The sequence below is a fragment of the Micromonospora sp. NPDC005413 genome, assembly GCF_040606435.1.
In the GTDB taxonomy this organism is placed as follows: Bacteria; Actinomycetota; Actinomycetes; order Mycobacteriales; family Micromonosporaceae; genus Micromonospora.
Genome location: NZ_JBEXEV010000033.1, coordinates 25,464 through 41,308 on the forward strand (window position 1 = coordinate 25,464; position 15,845 = coordinate 41,308).

Below are 15,845 nucleotides of genomic sequence, written 5' to 3' on the forward strand. Positions count from 1 at the left end.
CCCTTGCGAAGGGCCTCGCCGATGATCAGACTCCACATGCCACGGTTACGACAACTGCGCATCATGGCGCTCGCCACGACCGGTCTTCTCGTCGCCAGCGTCCTCGTCGCCCCGGCGAGCAACGCCCAGGTGGTGCCACAGTCGGCCCCCGCCGCCGCGCCCACCAACACGATCCCCGGCGTCGACGAGATCGTGAGCAGCCCCAACCTGCGGCAGATCGCCAACCTGCCCAAGGTCGCCCCACTGGACGCGACCAACAGCGACATCGCCTTCCAGGGCAAGTACGCCTTCGCCGGCAACTACAACGGCTTCGTCATCTACGACATCTCGCGACCGAACGCGCCGACGGTCAAGGCCCGGGTGCTCTGCCCGGGGTCGCAGAACGACATCTCGGTCCACGGTGACCTGCTGTTCCTCTCCACCGACTCGTCCCGCAGCGACGACTCCTGCAACAGCACCACGCAGGGGGCGGACGTGAAGGGGTCCTGGGAGGGCATCAAGGTCTTCGACATCAAGGACAAGGCCAACCCGCGGTACATCAAGTCCGTCGAGACGGCCTGCGGCTCGCACACCCACACCCTGGTGCCGGGCAAGGACCGCAAGGCCATCTACCTGTACGTCTCCTCGTACAGCCCGCGGGCCGAGTTCCCGGACTGCCAGCCGCCGCACGACTCCATCTCCATCATCAAGGTGCCGCTGAAGAAGCCGACCGACGCCGCCGTGATCGCCGCCCCGAACCTCTTCCCGGACGGCGGTTTCCCGGGCAGTGGGACCGGGTCGGCGACGACCGGCTGCCACGACATCACCGTCTACCCGGCCAAGGACCTGGCCGCCGGCGCGTGCATGGGTGACGGCATCCTGCTCGACATCAAGAACCGCGAGGCGCCCCGGGTCATCAACCGAGTCCGGGACACGGTCAACTTCGCGTTCTGGCACTCGGCCACCTTCAACAACGCCGGCACCAAGGTGATCTTCACCGACGAGCTGGGTGGCGGCGGGGCGGCGACCTGCAACGAGGCCATCGGACCCAACCGGGGCGCGGACGCCATCTACGACATCACCGGCCGCGGTGACGCTCGGACGATGAACTTCCGCAGCTACTACAAGATCCCCCGCAACAACGCCGACACCGAGAACTGCGTGGCGCACAACGGCTCGCTGATCCCGGTGCTCGGTAAGGACATCATGGTCCAGGCGTGGTACCAGGGCGGCATCTCGGTCTGGGACTTCACCGACTCGGCCAACCCGAAGGAGATCGCCTTCTGGGAGCGCGGTCCCCTCTCGGCCGACACGTTCGTCGGCGGTGGCACCTGGTCCGCGTACTACTACAACGGCCACATCTACTCCAACGACATGGTGAAGGGCCTCGACGTCCTGGAGCTGAACGACTGGCGCACCTGGACGGCGAATCTGACCCGCTACAAGGAGCTCAACGTGCAGACCCAGCCCAGCTACCTGAGCTGGTAGGCACCGAGCACGCAACCGGGCCCGGCCCCCGAGATCGGGGGGCCGGGCCCGGCCATGTCCGGCGGTCAGCTCAGGCCGATCCGCCGGCCCTCTTCGCGCCCCCGGTCACCGTCGAGCCGTCCTTTGCTCTGCTTCACCCCACGCAACACCAGACGTCCGCTATTCGGACACCAGGTGTTGCGCCCGTTGAAGCAGAGCAAAGGACGTGAATCAGCGGGGTGGTCGGGTCGCGGGCACGGTGGGACCGGTCACCAGCGCGAGGGGTTGCCGAGCGACCGGTCAGGCCCTGTGCCAACGTGACCAGACGTGACGCTTGCAGCCCCGCCCAAGCCGACCACGCGCTGGCGTCCCCACCCGCTCGATCTGGTGGCGGTCGTCCTCGCCGTGGTCGGCGCGGCCTGCGCGCTGAGCGGGCTGCTGCCCCGCGCCGAGACCGCCGACACACTGCACCGCGTCCTACCGTTGCTGCTGTTCCTCGGCACCGTGATCGTGCTGGCCGAGCTGACTGCCGTGGCCGGGGTCTTCGACGTGCTGGCCAGCCGGCTGGCCATCGCCTCTCGGGGCAGCTGGGCGGCCCTGTTCCTGCTCTGCGGCAGCCTCGCCACGCTGACCACCCTCGTGCTCAACCTCGACACCACCGCGGTGCTGCTCACCCCGGTGCTGCTCGCGCTGGCCCGCACCCTGCGCGTCCCGGCCGGCCCGCTCGCGGTCACCACGGTCTGGCTGGCCAACACCGCCAGCCTGCTGCTGCCGGTGTCCAACCTGACCAACCTCCTGGCCGCCGACCGGGTCGGGCTGGCCCCCCTGGCGTACGCGGCCCGGATGGCACTGCCGCAGCTCGCCGCCGTGGCGGTCACCATGGCGCTGCTCTGGTTCGCCTGGTGGCGGCGGGACCGGCCGGCCGGCGGACGCTTCGTTCCGCCGGCCCGCCACGTGCCCGCCGATCCGGTGCTGCACCGCACGGCGCTGGCCGGTTGCCTGCTCTTCGTCGCCGGCATCGTCGCCGGAGTGGAGATCGGGGTCGCCTCCACCGTCGCGGTCGCGCTGGTGCTGCTCGGCTTCGTCGTCCGCTCCCCCGCCACGTTGCGCCCGGGTCTGGTGCCGCTCCGGCTGCTGCTCTTCGTCACCGGCCTGTTCCTGGTGGTGCAGACCCTCGGCCGGTACGGGCTGGACGACCTGGTCGCCGGCCTGCTCGGCGCCGACGGCGGCGCGGCCGGGGCGCTGCGCGCCGGCGGGACGGGCGCGCTGCTGGCCAACGGGGTGAACAATCTGCCGGCCTACCTGGCCGGCGAGTCGGTGCTGCCGATCGGCGACGAGACCCGCCTGCTGGCCCTGCTGATCGGCGCCAACGTCGGCCCCCTGGCCGCCCCCTGGGCGTCGCTGGCCACCCTGCTGTGGTTCGAGCGGTGCCGGGCGGCCGGGGTGGCGGTGCCGGTGACCCGGTTCGTGCTGACCAGCACCCTGCTCGCGGTCACCGGCACGCTCGCCGCGGTCGGTGCGCTGCTGCTGGTGAGCTGAGCACCGACCGCCCGATCGATCGTGCCGGCTGCCGTCACCCGTCGGCCCGCTCCACGGCGAACATGAAGCAGCCGTACACCACGTTGCGGCTGTGCAGCTGGTGCACCGCCGGGTCGCCGAACAGCTCGGCGATCACCGCCTCCGGATCCGTGCCGTCGTGCAGCCGGCCGCCGTGGATCCGGCCCTGCCGGTCGTACGCCCGCAGCACCTGGGGTCGCCCCCGCCAGGCCGGCGGGTGGACGCCCGGCGCGTCCGGGCCCGGGCACGCGGTGGCGTGCGCGAAGACCGGGCCGATCTCCCGGTACGGGCCGGAGGCGACCGGGGGCGGGTAGCCGAAGAGCAGCAGCGCCTCCCCCGCCTCGGCATCGCGCAGGCAGCAGCGCAGCGGTTCCCCGCCACCAGCCGCGAGCGCCTCGACGGGGTGGTCGTCGGCGTCGCGGCCGGTGCGGCGGATGGTGTCGAGCGCCTCGGCCGGCAGGGCGAGGGCGCGGAACGTGGTGCTGTTCGTCATACGTCCAGCCTGGCCCGACGCCGGCGGGAATGCTGGCGGCGATCGGACCTGGCGCTGGGCAGGACCGATCAGCCCCGCGCCGGACGCGGGCCGACCAACCGGCGGACCATCGGCGCGGCGTTCCACTTCGCCGCGCCAACCAGATCGCGGGCGTGCTCCAGGACCGTGTAGTCGGGCCGGGTCTGCCCGTCGGCGAGGGCCAGGTCCAGGTCGTTGCCGCACCGGGTCAGCACGGTGTCGAAGTCCCGGCGGACCGGCTCCTGCAGGTCGTAGCCGAACGAGCGGTGCAGCCGGGCGAAGAGCGGCTTGTACAACCGGACCCGCTCGTGCAGGCCCGACGAGTACGACATCGGGTTCTTCGCGCGCCGCAGAATGTAGTCGGGCAGCACGTCGGCGAACGCCCGCCGGACGATCCACTTCTCCTGCCCGTGGCGCAGCTTCAGATCCAGTGGCAGCCGCATCGCCAGCTCCACCACGCTGAGGTCGAGGAACGGCACCCGCGCCTCCACCCCGTGCCCCATGGCGGCCCGGTCGACCCGCTGCAACTCCGTACGGCACAGATTGCGGATCCGGTGCAGGAACAGTCGACGGGCCGCGCTCGGGCCGACCTGGTGATACATCGGGTACCCGCCGAACAGCTCGTCGGAGCCGTCGCCGGTGAGCACCACCTTGATGCCCAGGTCACGCAGCCGACGGAAGATCGGCACCGAGACGACCGCGTTGATGATGTCGCCGTACTCGGTCAACTCGGAGATCCGGATGGCCTCGCGTACGTCGGCGAGCCGGATGTCGCGCGGGCGCAGCTCGACCACCACGTGCGGCACGTCGAGATCGGCGGCGAGCCGCCGGGCGTACGCCACGTCGGGGCTGTCCGCCACACCGACCGTCACCGCCACGCAGTCCGGGTGGATGTCCCGCACCTGCCGCAGGGTCAACGAGCTGTCCAACCCGCCGGAGAGCACCACCCCGACGGTCAGGTCGGTGTCCACCCGCATTCGGATCGCGTCGCTCAGCGCGGCACGGACGAGCAGCGCCGCCTCGTCCGGGTCGTCGATGACCGGCAGGTCCTCGCCGATGGCGAGCAGGTCCACGTACGGGCTCAGTCGCACGTGTCCGTCCGCATCCGCCCAACCATGGTGCCCGGGCGGCACCTCGGCGATCGGAGCGCCATGCCCGACGAGCGCCTTGACCTCGGAGGCGAGGTGCAGGCAGCCGGGCCGGCGGGACCAGTACAGCGGCTTGACCCCGAGCGGGTCGCGGGCCAGGTACGCCCGGCCGGTGGCCCGCTCGACGACCGCGAAGGCGTACTCACCGCGTAGCCGGGTCACGGCCGCCTCGCCCCACTGCTGGAACGCGGCGAGCAGCACCTCGGTGTCGCTCTCGGTACGGAACGCCTGCCCCAGGCGGGTCAGCTGCGTCCGCAGCTCCCGGTAGTTGAAGATCTCGCCGTTGAAGCAGAGCAGCCAGCGCTCGTCGGTCGAGGTCCACGGCTGCACCGCCCGGTCCCGGTCGACGACGCGCAGCCGGCGGGTGCCGGCGAGCAGCCCGTTCTCGGACCGGGTCTCGGTCACCTCGCCGCGGGGCGCCAGGACGGCGAGCATCCGCCGGAAGGTCGCCGGGTCGGCTTCGGGGCCGATACTCAACGCGATGCCGCACATCGGCTCAGACCCCCATCTCGGTCTCGTACGCCCGGCGTAGGCGACGCCGGGCGGTGGGCGCGAGACACAGGTGCCAGGCCTGCCCCTCGTCGATCACGTTCAGCTCCCCGGTCTCCTGCCGGGCCAGCAGCAGCTCCGCCAGGGTGTCCCGCGCACCGAAACGCTCGAACCAGGCCAGCTCGACGTCGACCGAATAGCCGAGGCAGTGCCCGCTGGGCAGCATCGCGGCGTAGCCCAGGCGGCGCAGCCGGTACTGGTGCTCGGCACTGCGGACCAGGCTGGTCACCCAGAGCGGTGGGGTGGCCGGAGGCGCGGCAGCGGCGAACTCACGTCCGAGTTCGTTGAGCAGCGCCACCACCTCGCGCCGGGCGCGGCGGAACAGCAGCCCGGCGGTGCGCGGGGTGGAGTCCGGTTGCAGCCGGCGACGCAGCCCGCGCGCGGCCCGGCCCAGCATGGTGGCGGGCTGCTCCTGGTAGCGGAAGCGCAGCAGGTCGCGGCGGCGCAGCCACTCCAGGTCGACCAGGTCCGCGCTGCCGTTGACCTGGTCGTCGGTGACGAAGGTCGGGGCGTCCTGCCACCACAGCACGTCGATGCGGGAGAGCAGGTAGATCCGGACCAGCGCGGTGAGGTTCCGCGCCGACGTTCGCTCGTTCGGCTGGTAGCGGGCCATCTCCAGCAGCAGCGTCTCGCGCGCGCCGATCAGCCCCTGCGGGGTGGCGTCGAGGACTGCGGCGAGCGCAGGCTCACGCAACCGCTCGTCGATGAGCACCTGCCGAGCCCGGGTGCTCGCCGCGTCAGCCAGGGCACCGACCTCGACCAGCAGCTCGGCGACGGCGGCCCGGTAGGCGGCCAGGTCGGGCGCGGCGGCGGGAAGGCGGCGGGGTGGCGCGCCAGAGGGCCGGCGGCGAGCCGGGGCGGTGGGCGACACGGGCGAACCGGGTTGCTGTCCCGGGCTACGGCTGGGCACTCGCATGACGGGTCCCTCTCTCCGGTCACGGCACTGGGTGGTTCGCCCTAGAACACACCGTAATCATCGGGACCGGAATAGACCGAACAATCCTCCTATCTACCCCGAAGGGAGCGGGCCGTCCGGTTGGGCGCGCTGGATCGGCGGCGGGGGTGCGGCCCGTCAGTCGCCGTCCGCCGGCACCAGGCCCTGCACCTCGGCGTACGACGGCAGCCCCTCCGGCGCCGCGAGCCCACCAGCGCGTACCCCGTCGGCGGCGGCGAGCGCGGCGGCCAGCGCTGCCCGGAACAGCAGGGAGCCGGTGCTGACCCGGGCGACCCCGGCGCCGCCCAGCTCGGCCAGCCCCGGCCCGCCCGGCTGGTACAGCGCGTTCACCGGAGCGTCGATCCGCTCGGTGAGCACGTGCAGCGTGGCGAGGTCGACGATGCCGGGCACGAAGATCCCATCGGCGCCGGCGGCCCGGTAGGCGCGGGCACGAGCGAGAGTCTGCGGCAGCGGGTCATCCATCCCGAGCCACCAGGTGTCGGTCCGGGCGTTGACGAACAGGCCCGGCACCGCCGCCTTCACCGCGGCGATCTTGTCGGCGGTGCCCTCGGGGTCGGCGAGAGTGCCGTCGGCCCGCCCGTCCTCCAGGTTGATCCCGACCACGCCAAGCCCGGCCAGCTCCGCCACGTACCCGGCGACCGCCGCCGGATCATCGCTGAACCCGGCCTCGATGTCGACGCTGAGCAGCACCGGCAGCTTGGCGAGCCGACGGGCCAGGGCCAGGGTCTCCGCGGCGGTGGCCCCGGTGCCGTCGGGTCGGCCGGCGGCCGCGGCGACCCCGAGACTGGTCGTGCCGATCGCCGCGTGCCCGCGCGCGGCCAGCGCCGCCGCCGAGGCGTGGTCCCAGGCGTTCGGCAGCAGCAGGGGTCGCCCGGTGTGGTGCAGGGCGCGGAACTCCGCACGGTGGTCGGTCATCGGACGCTCACTTCCAGGCTCGTCGGAACACGCAGGGTCGGGTGCGGCTCGTGGCGTAGGTCGGCCCGGGTGCGCCGACAGCGTTCGCGCAGCACGTCAAGCACCCCGCCGGCGAGGGCCAGGGCGTGCCGGTCGCCGGGGCAGCCGCGCTCTCCCGCCCCGAAGGTGAGCAGCCCAGCGTCGTGCCGACCCGGTCGGAACATCGCCGGCTCGGCGAACACCCTCGGGTCGCGGTTGGCCGCGTCGAACCGCAGCAGCACCGGGCTACCCGACGGCAGATCCTGCCCGCCCACGCACACCGCGGAGGTGGTGACTCGGCGGGTCGCCCGCACCGGCGGGTCGAGCCGCAGCACCTCGGCCAACACCTCGGCCGTCCCCGCCGCGACCGGTGGTCCATGGTCGGGCGGGGGCAGCAGGTGGTGGGCGGCGGCGCCGATCAGGCCGGCGGTCGCGTCGCACGCCTGGACCAGCAGACCGATCAGGTTCGCCCGTACCTCCGGTGCGGCCGGCGGCGCGAGCGCCAGCAGCGTGGCCACCGCCCGGTCGGCCCGCCGGGCCAGCGCCGGATCAACCCCCGGGTGGTACGCCGCGGCGACGACCGCGACCGCCGTCCCGGCGGCTGCCGCATCGGCGAGACCGAGGCGGACGGCCAGCACCCGCAGCGGCACCGGCCGGGCCAGCGCACCCATCACGTCGAGGCGGTCACCGGCCCGGTCCAGGACGGCGACGGTCAGCCGGGCGGCCTCGTGCCGCAGCTCGTCCGGGTCCAGCTCGCCCAGCGCGGTCACCACGATCGCCCGGCGCTCGGCGTGCCGCTGCGGCGGACTGAACCGGCTGACCGAGGCGCGCAGCCAGGCGAGCGTGCCGGGCGGCCCGCTGTCGACGGCCGGCACCCGGAAGGCCGGGTCGGTCAGCGCCGCCCGCACGTCGGCGTGCCGCGTCAGCCACCAACCGCGCCCAGGCGCGAACGAGGGCGGGCCGCAGTCGGGCGTTTCCGCAGCGGGAGCAATGGCAGGCCATCTGTCAGTCACCGCCCGACCGTAGAAGCCGAACCCTTCGCCCCTCACCGAACAATCCCGCCCACGCCGCACGCCGCCCCCGTCCCGCCCGGCCCGCCCTGCCCGCCCGGCCCGCCCTGCCCGCCCGGCCCGCCCTGCCCGCCACGCCCCCAAGATCGTGCTCGATCGTGGATGGAGTGGCCTTCGGCGGCGCCGGAGGCCACTCGATCCAGGATGTTGTGCCCCCTGCGCCGCTGGCCGGCGACCCTTGGGTCAGGCTCGGCCGCTGGTGGGCGCCGGGGGCGAGGCGGGGGCGAGGGCGCTTTCGGGGACGTCCAGGGTTTCGGCCAGGGCGGCGCGGCCGGCCGGGGTGAGACGGACCGCGCGGCCACTGCCCTGGGTGATCCAGGCCAGGTCGGTGAAACGGCGGCAGAGCGCCGCGCCGAGTGCTCCGGCCAGGTGCGGGCGGCGCTCGGTCCAGTCCAGGCAGTCGCGAACCACCGGGCGTCGAGCGGTGCGCAGCACCTCCACCGGTACGCCCAGTTCGGTCGCCCACGCCCACCCGTCGGCGGTCAGCGCCAACCCGCTGGACCGGTCCAGCCGTCCGTCGGCCAGGAGCGCGTCGTACATCAGCACGCCCAGCCGCCCAGCGAGGTGGTCATAGCAGGTCCGGGCGTAGGTCAACGCGGCGCTGGCGGTCGCCTTGCGCAGCGAGCCGGTCGGCGCGGATGGGGCCGGGGCATGTCCGGCCAGGTGCTCGATCAGCTGGGCCACCGACGGCCCGGCCAGCCGGAGGTAGCGGTGCCGCCCCTGCCGCTCCTCGACCAGCAGCCCGCCCCGGACCAGCCGGGTGAGATGGTCGCTGGCCGTGGACGGCGCGACCCCGGCACGGCGGGCCAACTCCCCGGCCGTCCAGGCCCGGCCGTCGAGCAGCGCGAGGCAGATGCCGGCCCGCGTGCCATCGGCCAGCAGAGCGGCCAGCTCGGCCATCCCCCGCCCCTCGGTGCCACCGCTCATGGCCCCATCATCGCCCCGACCGTCGACGCGCCGAACGGCCGGGTCCGGCGTACGTGCCGGCCCACACTGCGGATGCGCATCTCTTTACAACGTTGTATCCATCGTTGTAAGAACTAGGGCACACACCGCCCACTCCCCCGAGGCAGGTCCACATGCGACACCTTCGCCGCGGCGGCGCGCTCGCCGCCGCGCTCGGTCTGATCCTGGCCGCGACCGCGCCCCTACCCGCGGCCGGCTCCGACGGTCCGTCCCGCTACCGCAATCCGATCTCGGTCGGCGTGGGCGACACGTTCGCCGACCCGGTCATCGTCCGCGGCGACGACGGCTTCTGGTACGCCTACGGCACCACCGACCCCCTGCGCGAGGGCGAGCACGAGTTCCACCGGGTGCCCACCGCCCGCTCGGCCGACCTGGTCGACTGGACGTACGTCGGGGACGCGTTCGGCCCCGACCAGCGCCCGCCGTACGCGGCTTCCGGGGCGGCCTTCTGGGCACCTGACGTGCGCCGCCTCGGCGACCGCTGGGTCATGTACGTGACGGTCACCGACACCACCGTCTCCACCGAGGGCAGCGACTACGCCATCGGCGCGGCCACCGCCCCCACCCCGACCGGGCCGTGGACCTTCGCCGCCGAACCGGTCGTCGCCCCCCGTCCCGGCGGTGGTGGCGGCTACCTGTGGACGATCGACCCCAGCCAGTTCACCGACGTCGACGGCCGCAGCTACCTCTACTACGGCAGCTACTACGGCGGCATCTCGGTCACCGAGCTCAGCCCCGACGGACTGACCGCCGTGGGCACACCGACGCAGGTGGCGATCGACAACAAGTTCGAGGGCAGCTACGTGCTGCGCCACGACGGCTGGTACTACCTGTTCGCCTCCACCGCGAACTGCTGCGCCGGACCGGCAACGGGCTACTCGGTCCAGGTCGGACGTGCGCGCAGCCCTCGCGGCCCGTTCACCGACCGCGACGGCGTCGCGCTGACCGCGTCCCGGGCCGGTGGCACGCCGGTGCTCACCCAGAACGGCAACCGGTGGATCGGCGCCGGACACAACGGCTTCCTCACCGACCTGTCCGGTCAGGACTGGATCGTCTACCACGCGATCGACCGCGCCGACCCGTACCTGGACGAGCCGTTCGGCATCAACGAACGCCCGATGCTGCTGGACCGGCTGGACTGGATCGACGGCTGGCCGACGGTGAACGCCGGTGCCGGCCCGTCCGAGGGCGCCCGGCCCGCGCCGGTGACGACCGGCCGGGTCGACGACCGGTTCGACACCGCCGGGCTGACCGGCTGGCGACGCGACGCCGGCGAGTGGCGGGTCGCCGACGGCCGGCTCACCGGCAACGGCGCGCTGACCAGCCGTACCACCGTGGGGGCGGACGTGCGCGCGGAGGCCGACCTGCGGCTCACCGGCGCGGCCAGCGCCGGGCTCACCCTGGGCGACCGCACCGAGGTCCGGGTCGACGCGGCCGGCGGCCGGCTCGTCGCCAGCGACGGCCACCGCCGGGCCACCGCGCCGTTGCCCGCCGGGCTCGACCTGGCCGACCCGCACAACCTGGCAATCGAGGTACGCGGGCAGCAGCTCGTCGCCGAGCTGAGCCCGGCCCGCCTCGGCGACCAGCTCGCCGTGGTGTCGCTGCGGCTGGACCGTCCGGTCGGGGGTCGACCCGGCCTGATCGCCACCGGTGGCCAGGCCGAGTTCGACAACGTCAGCGTGGCCCGACTGTTCCAGCCGGCGAAGCGGGCGGTGCCCGAGCCCCGGACCGGGGCGCCGCTGCGGGCGTACTCCGACGAGTTCAGCGACGGGCTGGACGGCGACTGGCGGTGGGTACGCGAGGACCCGAGCGCCGCCGTCGCCGGCGGCGCGCTGCGCTGGCCGGTGCAGGCCGCCGACCTGACCGGTACCGGCAACACGGCGGGCGTGCTGCTGCGCGACGCGCCGAGTGGCAACTACGTCGTCGAGACGAAGGTGACGTTGGACCTGGGCGAGGAGACCATCCGCAACTATCAGCAGGCCGGCCTGGTCGCCTACGTGGATGACGACCGGTTCGCCCGGCTGACCCAGGTGGCGATCTGGAACACCCGGCAGGTCGAGTACGGCTACGAGGTGCCCTTCGCCGGCCAACCGGTCTACGGCGGCAGCATCGTCGGCGCCCCGGCCACCACCACCTGGCTGCGGCTGGCGCACCACGTCGACCCGGCCACCGGGGAGCACGAGTTCCGGGCCGGCTCCAGCCGGGACGGGCGGAGCTGGACGTGGGGTGCGGTGTGGACCTTCCCGGCCGACACCACCCCCCGGATCGGGCTGGTCGCGCACGGCGGCGCCGAGTCGCCGGTCACCGCCGAGTTCGACTACCTGCGCTTCTACCGCTGAGTCGTGCGGAAGGGCCCTCCGTCAACGCCTGGCGCGTTGGACGGGGGCCCTTCTGCACGTGCCGTTCCGCGGCGGCGTGCCACCAGCCGGGCGGGCTCGGCGCGGTGAGCGTCGCGGTCGGCTGATCGGGATGCAGGCGACCGTTCTGGTGGTCCGCGCCCACCGGGGCAGCCTGGAGCACCTCCTGTTGGCGGACTCCTTCCTCGTCCTCGACCAGGCCAGCGACGGCCTGCAGGTCATCACGGACGAGCGTGAGGTCACCGCCAGACGCATCTGCTCGGCGCCCCGGCGCCAGCCGCATCGTGAGCCCGTACGGCCTGACCGACTGGCCCGGCGTCCTGCACCTGCTCGCCGCCGACGGGCCGGCGGACGTCGTCCACCGCGTCCGGCAGGCCGAAGCCTCCGCAGGTCCGAATGCGCCGGTCCCGGGCGACGCCACCGTTGCGCACTGGACCCACCTGCCGCGCTCCGAGGACGACGACCTGTAGCGGCGGCAGCCGATGGCCGCTGAACGGCTCAGTAGTCCGGGTCCCCAGCGATCTCCGCAAGTCGCTGAGCGGTCAGCTGCGGAGGACGCCAACCGACGGTCGCGGGAGATCAGCGTTGCTGGCGGATCAGCGGCGTCACGGACCGGTCAGTGCCGTCGTAGCTTCGAGCCGCGACGAACGCGCCCATCGGTCGCTGACCGCCGGCGACGGCCCTGGCGAGCCGCAGGTCCGCGTTGCGGAACCGCAGCGCCAGGCTCAGGTGCGGCACCCACGCGCCCGGCGCGTGCCACGGACGGTGTCCGGTGGCAGAGGCGAGGACGTCCCCGGCGGCGGCGTGCAGCGCGGTCAGCGCCGGCGTGGGTCGGACGAGCCAGTCCAACGGCGCGCTGCCGTCGAGAACCACGATGCGGTCGAGCGTGACCGGCACCGGCAGCGCGGCGTCGAACAGGCCAGCCAGACGGTGCTCGGCGCCGGGCGGGAACTCGTCCACCGCCGCGAGGGTCAGGTGCGGCCGGTTGGTCGGATGGGTGTTGCGGGCCAGGCTGGGCAGCCCGGCCGCGGCCAGCCGGTCCCAGGCGGCCCGGACCGCGTCGTCCAGCTCCGCCGAACAGATCACCTCGACCGTGCGCACCTCCCCACGCTAGCCCGACGGCTACGGCTCGGTCCGGTCGAGCACGCTCACCGGACGTTCGAGGAATGTCTCGAGCACGACGATGGTCTGGGTGCCGGTTACTCCGCCGATGTCGAAGATGCTGCGTAGCGCCGCCTGGGCAACCGGCGAGTCACCCGCGCCGACGGCACGATCTGGTTCACCGATCCGAGCTGGCAGCTCTACGTCGTCGACACCCGACAGGAACCGAACCACCTCCGCGTTTTCGACATCACCGCCGACGGCACCTTCAGCGTCACGTCACGCCGACACCGACGTCGCTAACTTCATGATCACCGCAGCGGACGCCGCGGGGTCAGAGCCAGCCGTTGTCCCGGGCGGTGCGTGCCGCCTCGGCGCGGTCGACCGCGCCGAGCTTCTGCACGGCGGCGGAGAGGTGGTTGCGCACGGTGCCGGTGGACAGGTGCACCCGGCGGGCGATCACCGCGACCGGGGCCCCGAACTCCGCCAGCCGCAGCGTCTCCAGTTCCCGAGGGGTCAGCGGGCACGGGGGCAGGGTCAGCGCGTCGGCGGCCAGCGACGGGTCGACGTACCGACCGCCGCCGTGCACCCGGCGGATCACGTCGGCGAGCGCACCACCCGGCGCGCCCTTGGGCAGGAACCCTCGGGCGCCGGCGGTCAGCGCCTGGCGCAGGTGCCCGGGACGGCCGTGCCCGGTCAGCACGACCACCGCGCATTCGGGTCGGGCCCGGGTCAGCTCGGCGGCCACCGCGATGCCGTCCAGGCCGGGCATCTCCAGGTCCACCACGGCCACGTCCGGGCGGTGCGCCAGTGTCGCGGTGACCGCCGTCGGGCCGTCGGCGGCGTGTGCCACCACCTCGATGTCCGGCTCCAGGCCAAGCAGCGCGGCGACGGCGACCCGGATCAGGTCCTCGTCGTCGGCGAGCAGGACGCGGATCACGACGGCACCGGCACGGTGGCCTCGAGGATGAACACCGCGTCCTCGCGGCGTACCCGCAACTCGCCCCCGGCCGCGGCGAGCCGGTCGGCCAATCCGCGCAGGCCGTGGCTGTGCGCGTCCGGGCCACGGTCGGCGGCGCCGTCGTTGGCCACTGTCATCCTGGCCACGTCGTCCTCCCGATCGATGCGGATCCGGCACCAGTCGGCCCGGCTGTGCCGCAGCACGTTGGTGCCCGCCTCGCGCAGCACCGCCGCCAACTCGGTGGCGACGGGCTGCGGCAGGTCCACCGGCGGCGGCGGGACCGTGCACCGCACCCCGCAGGAGCGCAGCACCCCCACGACCGCGGCGAGCTGTTCGTCGAGGTCGACGGCTCGGTAGCCGTGCACGGTCTCCCGCACCTCGGTCAGCGCGGACGCGGCCAACCGTTGCACCTCGGCGGCTTCCCGCCCGGCCCGTTCCGGGTCGACCGGGGCGAGCCGGGCGGCGAGTTCGGCCTTCAACGCGATGACCGTGAGGCTGTGCCCCAGCACGTCGTGCACGTCGCGGGCGAAGCGCAGCCGCTCCTCGGCGGCGGCCAGCCTGGCCTGGGCTGCCTGACCCTGCCGGGCCTCCACGAGCAGGTCCCAGAACCAGATCTGGAACCCGTTGACGACGGCGACGGCGATCCCGATCCCCCCGGTCACGGCGAGGTGGCGCCCGACGGAGCCACCGGTCCACCAGGCGACCGCCACCGCCACCAGCAGGACGCCGGCCGCCAACGCCAGCGCGGCCCGCAGTCGCACCAGCAGCGGGGCCATGCCGATCAGCGCCGCACCGAGCCAGGCCCAGGTCGGCCAACTGCCGGCCGCCACCGGCCCCACCAGCGGAACGGTCAGCACCGCCACCCCGGCCAGACCCAGCTGGGCGCGCCGCCGCCAACGGGGGTCGAGCCATGGCGTCACGGCCGCGTACAGCACCACGGTCTGGGCGATCACGAAGGCGAGGATGCCGACCGCGCCGAGCGCCACCCGGCCCGGGTCGGGCTCGCGAGTCAGGCCGACCGCCGGCAACAGGACGCTCGCCCAGACGCCGGCGGCCAGCGACAACAGCGTCGCCTGCCGGGCCCGGTGCAGCCGGCGGTCCGCCCGGGGAATCACCGCCTCGCTCGCCACGCACCGATCCTAGGACCGCCCCGCGCCCGGTCCACCCCTGCGAACGTCACGGTTGGACCGTGCGATTCGCACGGGATTCCGGTGACGGACGAGCCTGCCGACCGCGCCGGAACGCCGGCAGGGTCAACGGCATGGAGAAGACACGGATGTACGCGGACACCATGGTCGTACCGTCGGCTGCGCCGCGGCCGGCACCACCCGGCGGCGACAGGCGGCGACTGCTGTGGCACCTCGGCGAGATGGCGCTCGCGATGATCGCCGGGATGCTGCTCCTCGGCCCGGTGTGGGACGCGGTCGGCGGCGTGTCGGGGTTCGCCGGATCACTGGGCCGCCCGGATGTGGCCGCGCTGGTGATGGCCACGAACATGACCGTCGGGATGACGGTGTGGATGCGCTACCGGGCGCACCGATGGCCGGCGGTCGGTGAGATGGCGGCGGCGATGTACGTTCCGTTCCTGCTGCTGCTCGTGCCGTTCTGGGCCGGCCTGCTTGATGGTGACGCGCTACTGCTCGGCGGTCATCTGCTGATGATTCCCGCGATGGTGCTGGTGGCGGTACGGCACCGGCACGAGACTCCGGTTGCGGTGCGCTGGCACCCGGTCGTGGTGGCGCTCGCCCGCCGCTGGCCGACCGGGCTGGCGCTGCTGATGACCGTCGACATGTGGGTCGACCCGGGCGTGCTCAGCCCGTGGACGATGCTGGTGCTGGCCGGCGGCTATCTGGTGATCGGCGTGGTCCGCGGCACGCTGCACGGGCCGGGGGTGCTCGCCACCCAACTGGTCGGCCTGGTCGGCTGGGTTGCCCTGACGCTGGTCGCGGTCGCTGCCGGCGGGCGGACGGCCGAGTGGCTGGTGGCGTTCGGTTGGCTGGCGCACGCCGGCTGGGACCTGGTCCACCACCGCATCGGCCGGGTGGTGCCGCGCGGGTACGCGGAGTGGTGCGGCGTGCTCGACGCGGCACTCGCGGGAATCATGATCCTGGCAATCCTGACCACCAACGCCTGACCGAGACCACCCGCCGTGCCCGGTTGGCAAGATCCGTAAGAACAGGGAAAGTGGTGTCTCAGGCGTCGTGGAGGCACCATTTTCGCTGCGGTTGCGCACAACGTGAACCGGCGCGGCATGGGGCGCGGCACACTCTTGTGCCGGTCGGCGCAGCGGT

Annotated in this window: 15 protein-coding genes; 5 read left to right on the forward strand and 10 right to left on the reverse strand. The window is 73.6% G+C overall.

Going from position 1 to position 15,845, the window contains the following annotated elements; all coding sequences use genetic code 11:
* Positions 1–21 precede the first annotated feature (21 nt).
* Positions 22–1,467, forward strand: a complete 1,446-nt coding sequence (locus ABZS37_RS26585; protein ID WP_355173260.1) for a hypothetical protein — start codon at positions 22–24, stop codon at positions 1,465–1,467.
* Between the two features lie 306 nt (positions 1,468–1,773).
* On the forward strand, positions 1,774–2,985 hold the full coding sequence (locus ABZS37_RS26590) for an SLC13 family permease (RefSeq protein WP_355173262.1): 1,212 nt from the start codon (positions 1,774–1,776) through the stop codon (positions 2,983–2,985).
* Between the two features lie 34 nt (positions 2,986–3,019).
* Here ABZS37_RS26590 and ABZS37_RS26595 read toward each other — a convergent pair whose 3' ends face one another.
* The 6 genes from ABZS37_RS26595 to ABZS37_RS26620 form a co-directional block, all read right to left on the reverse strand.
* Positions 3,020–3,496, reverse strand: coding sequence for a DUF1203 domain-containing protein (locus tag ABZS37_RS26595; protein WP_355173264.1), 477 nt, complete (start codon positions 3,494–3,496; stop codon positions 3,020–3,022).
* A 68-nt stretch (positions 3,497–3,564) separates the two neighbouring features.
* Entirely contained in the window at positions 3,565–5,154 is a 1,590-nt protein-coding gene (locus tag ABZS37_RS26600) for an asparagine synthase-related protein (RefSeq protein ID WP_355173266.1), read from the reverse strand.
* Positions 5,155–5,158: 4 nt separating this feature from the next.
* Positions 5,159–6,127, reverse strand: a complete 969-nt coding sequence (locus tag ABZS37_RS26605) for a DUF5715 family protein (RefSeq protein ID WP_355173268.1) — start codon at positions 6,125–6,127, stop codon at positions 5,159–5,161.
* Positions 6,128–6,283: 156 nt separating this feature from the next.
* Entirely contained in the window at positions 6,284–7,081 is a 798-nt protein-coding gene (locus ABZS37_RS26610; protein ID WP_355173270.1) for an isocitrate lyase/phosphoenolpyruvate mutase family protein, read from the reverse strand.
* Positions 7,078–8,112: a cytochrome P450 gene (locus ABZS37_RS26615; RefSeq protein ID WP_355173272.1), complete on the reverse strand. Its 1,035-nt coding sequence runs from the start codon at positions 8,110–8,112 to the stop codon at positions 7,078–7,080. The genes ABZS37_RS26610 and ABZS37_RS26615 overlap by 4 nt, the downstream gene beginning before the upstream one ends.
* Before the next feature lie 240 nt (positions 8,113–8,352).
* Positions 8,353–9,096 carry a winged helix-turn-helix domain-containing protein gene (locus ABZS37_RS26620; RefSeq protein ID WP_355173274.1) on the reverse strand — a complete coding sequence of 248 codons (744 nt, stop codon included), beginning with the start codon at positions 9,094–9,096 and terminating at the stop codon, positions 8,353–8,355.
* 152 nt (positions 9,097–9,248) lie between these two features.
* Here ABZS37_RS26620 and ABZS37_RS26625 point away from each other — a divergent pair, with 152 nt between their 5' ends.
* Together ABZS37_RS26625 and ABZS37_RS26630 are read left to right on the forward strand one after the other, a co-directional pair.
* Positions 9,249–11,474 carry a family 43 glycosylhydrolase gene (locus tag ABZS37_RS26625; protein WP_355173276.1) on the forward strand — a complete coding sequence of 742 codons (2,226 nt, stop codon included), beginning with the start codon at positions 9,249–9,251 and terminating at the stop codon, positions 11,472–11,474.
* A 302-nt stretch (positions 11,475–11,776) separates the two neighbouring features.
* Entirely contained in the window at positions 11,777–11,962 is a 186-nt protein-coding gene (locus tag ABZS37_RS26630; RefSeq protein WP_355173278.1) for a hypothetical protein, read from the forward strand.
* A 109-nt stretch (positions 11,963–12,071) separates the two neighbouring features.
* On the opposite strand, the gene ABZS37_RS26635 is transcribed toward ABZS37_RS26630, so the two are convergent.
* From ABZS37_RS26635 to ABZS37_RS26650, 4 genes are all read right to left on the reverse strand, one after another.
* Positions 12,072–12,593: a 2'-5' RNA ligase family protein gene (locus ABZS37_RS26635; RefSeq protein ID WP_355173280.1), complete on the reverse strand. Its 522-nt coding sequence runs from the start codon at positions 12,591–12,593 to the stop codon at positions 12,072–12,074.
* 21 nt (positions 12,594–12,614) lie between these two features.
* The gene (locus tag ABZS37_RS26640) at positions 12,615–12,827 is read right to left on the reverse strand and encodes a hypothetical protein (protein WP_355173356.1); all 213 of its coding nucleotides are present in this window, start codon (positions 12,825–12,827) and stop codon (positions 12,615–12,617) included.
* 100 nt (positions 12,828–12,927) lie between these two features.
* Positions 12,928–13,533: a response regulator transcription factor gene (locus ABZS37_RS26645; RefSeq protein ID WP_355173282.1), complete on the reverse strand. Its 606-nt coding sequence runs from the start codon at positions 13,531–13,533 to the stop codon at positions 12,928–12,930.
* The gene (locus tag ABZS37_RS26650; protein WP_355173284.1) at positions 13,530–14,684 is read right to left on the reverse strand and encodes a histidine kinase; all 1,155 of its coding nucleotides are present in this window, start codon (positions 14,682–14,684) and stop codon (positions 13,530–13,532) included. The genes ABZS37_RS26645 and ABZS37_RS26650 overlap by 4 nt, the downstream gene beginning before the upstream one ends.
* Positions 14,685–14,815: 131 nt before the next feature.
* Between ABZS37_RS26650 and ABZS37_RS26655 the strand changes: the two genes are divergently transcribed.
* On the forward strand, positions 14,816–15,688 hold the full coding sequence (locus tag ABZS37_RS26655) for a hypothetical protein (RefSeq protein WP_355173286.1): 873 nt from the start codon (positions 14,816–14,818) through the stop codon (positions 15,686–15,688).
* Positions 15,689–15,845 lie beyond the last annotated feature (157 nt).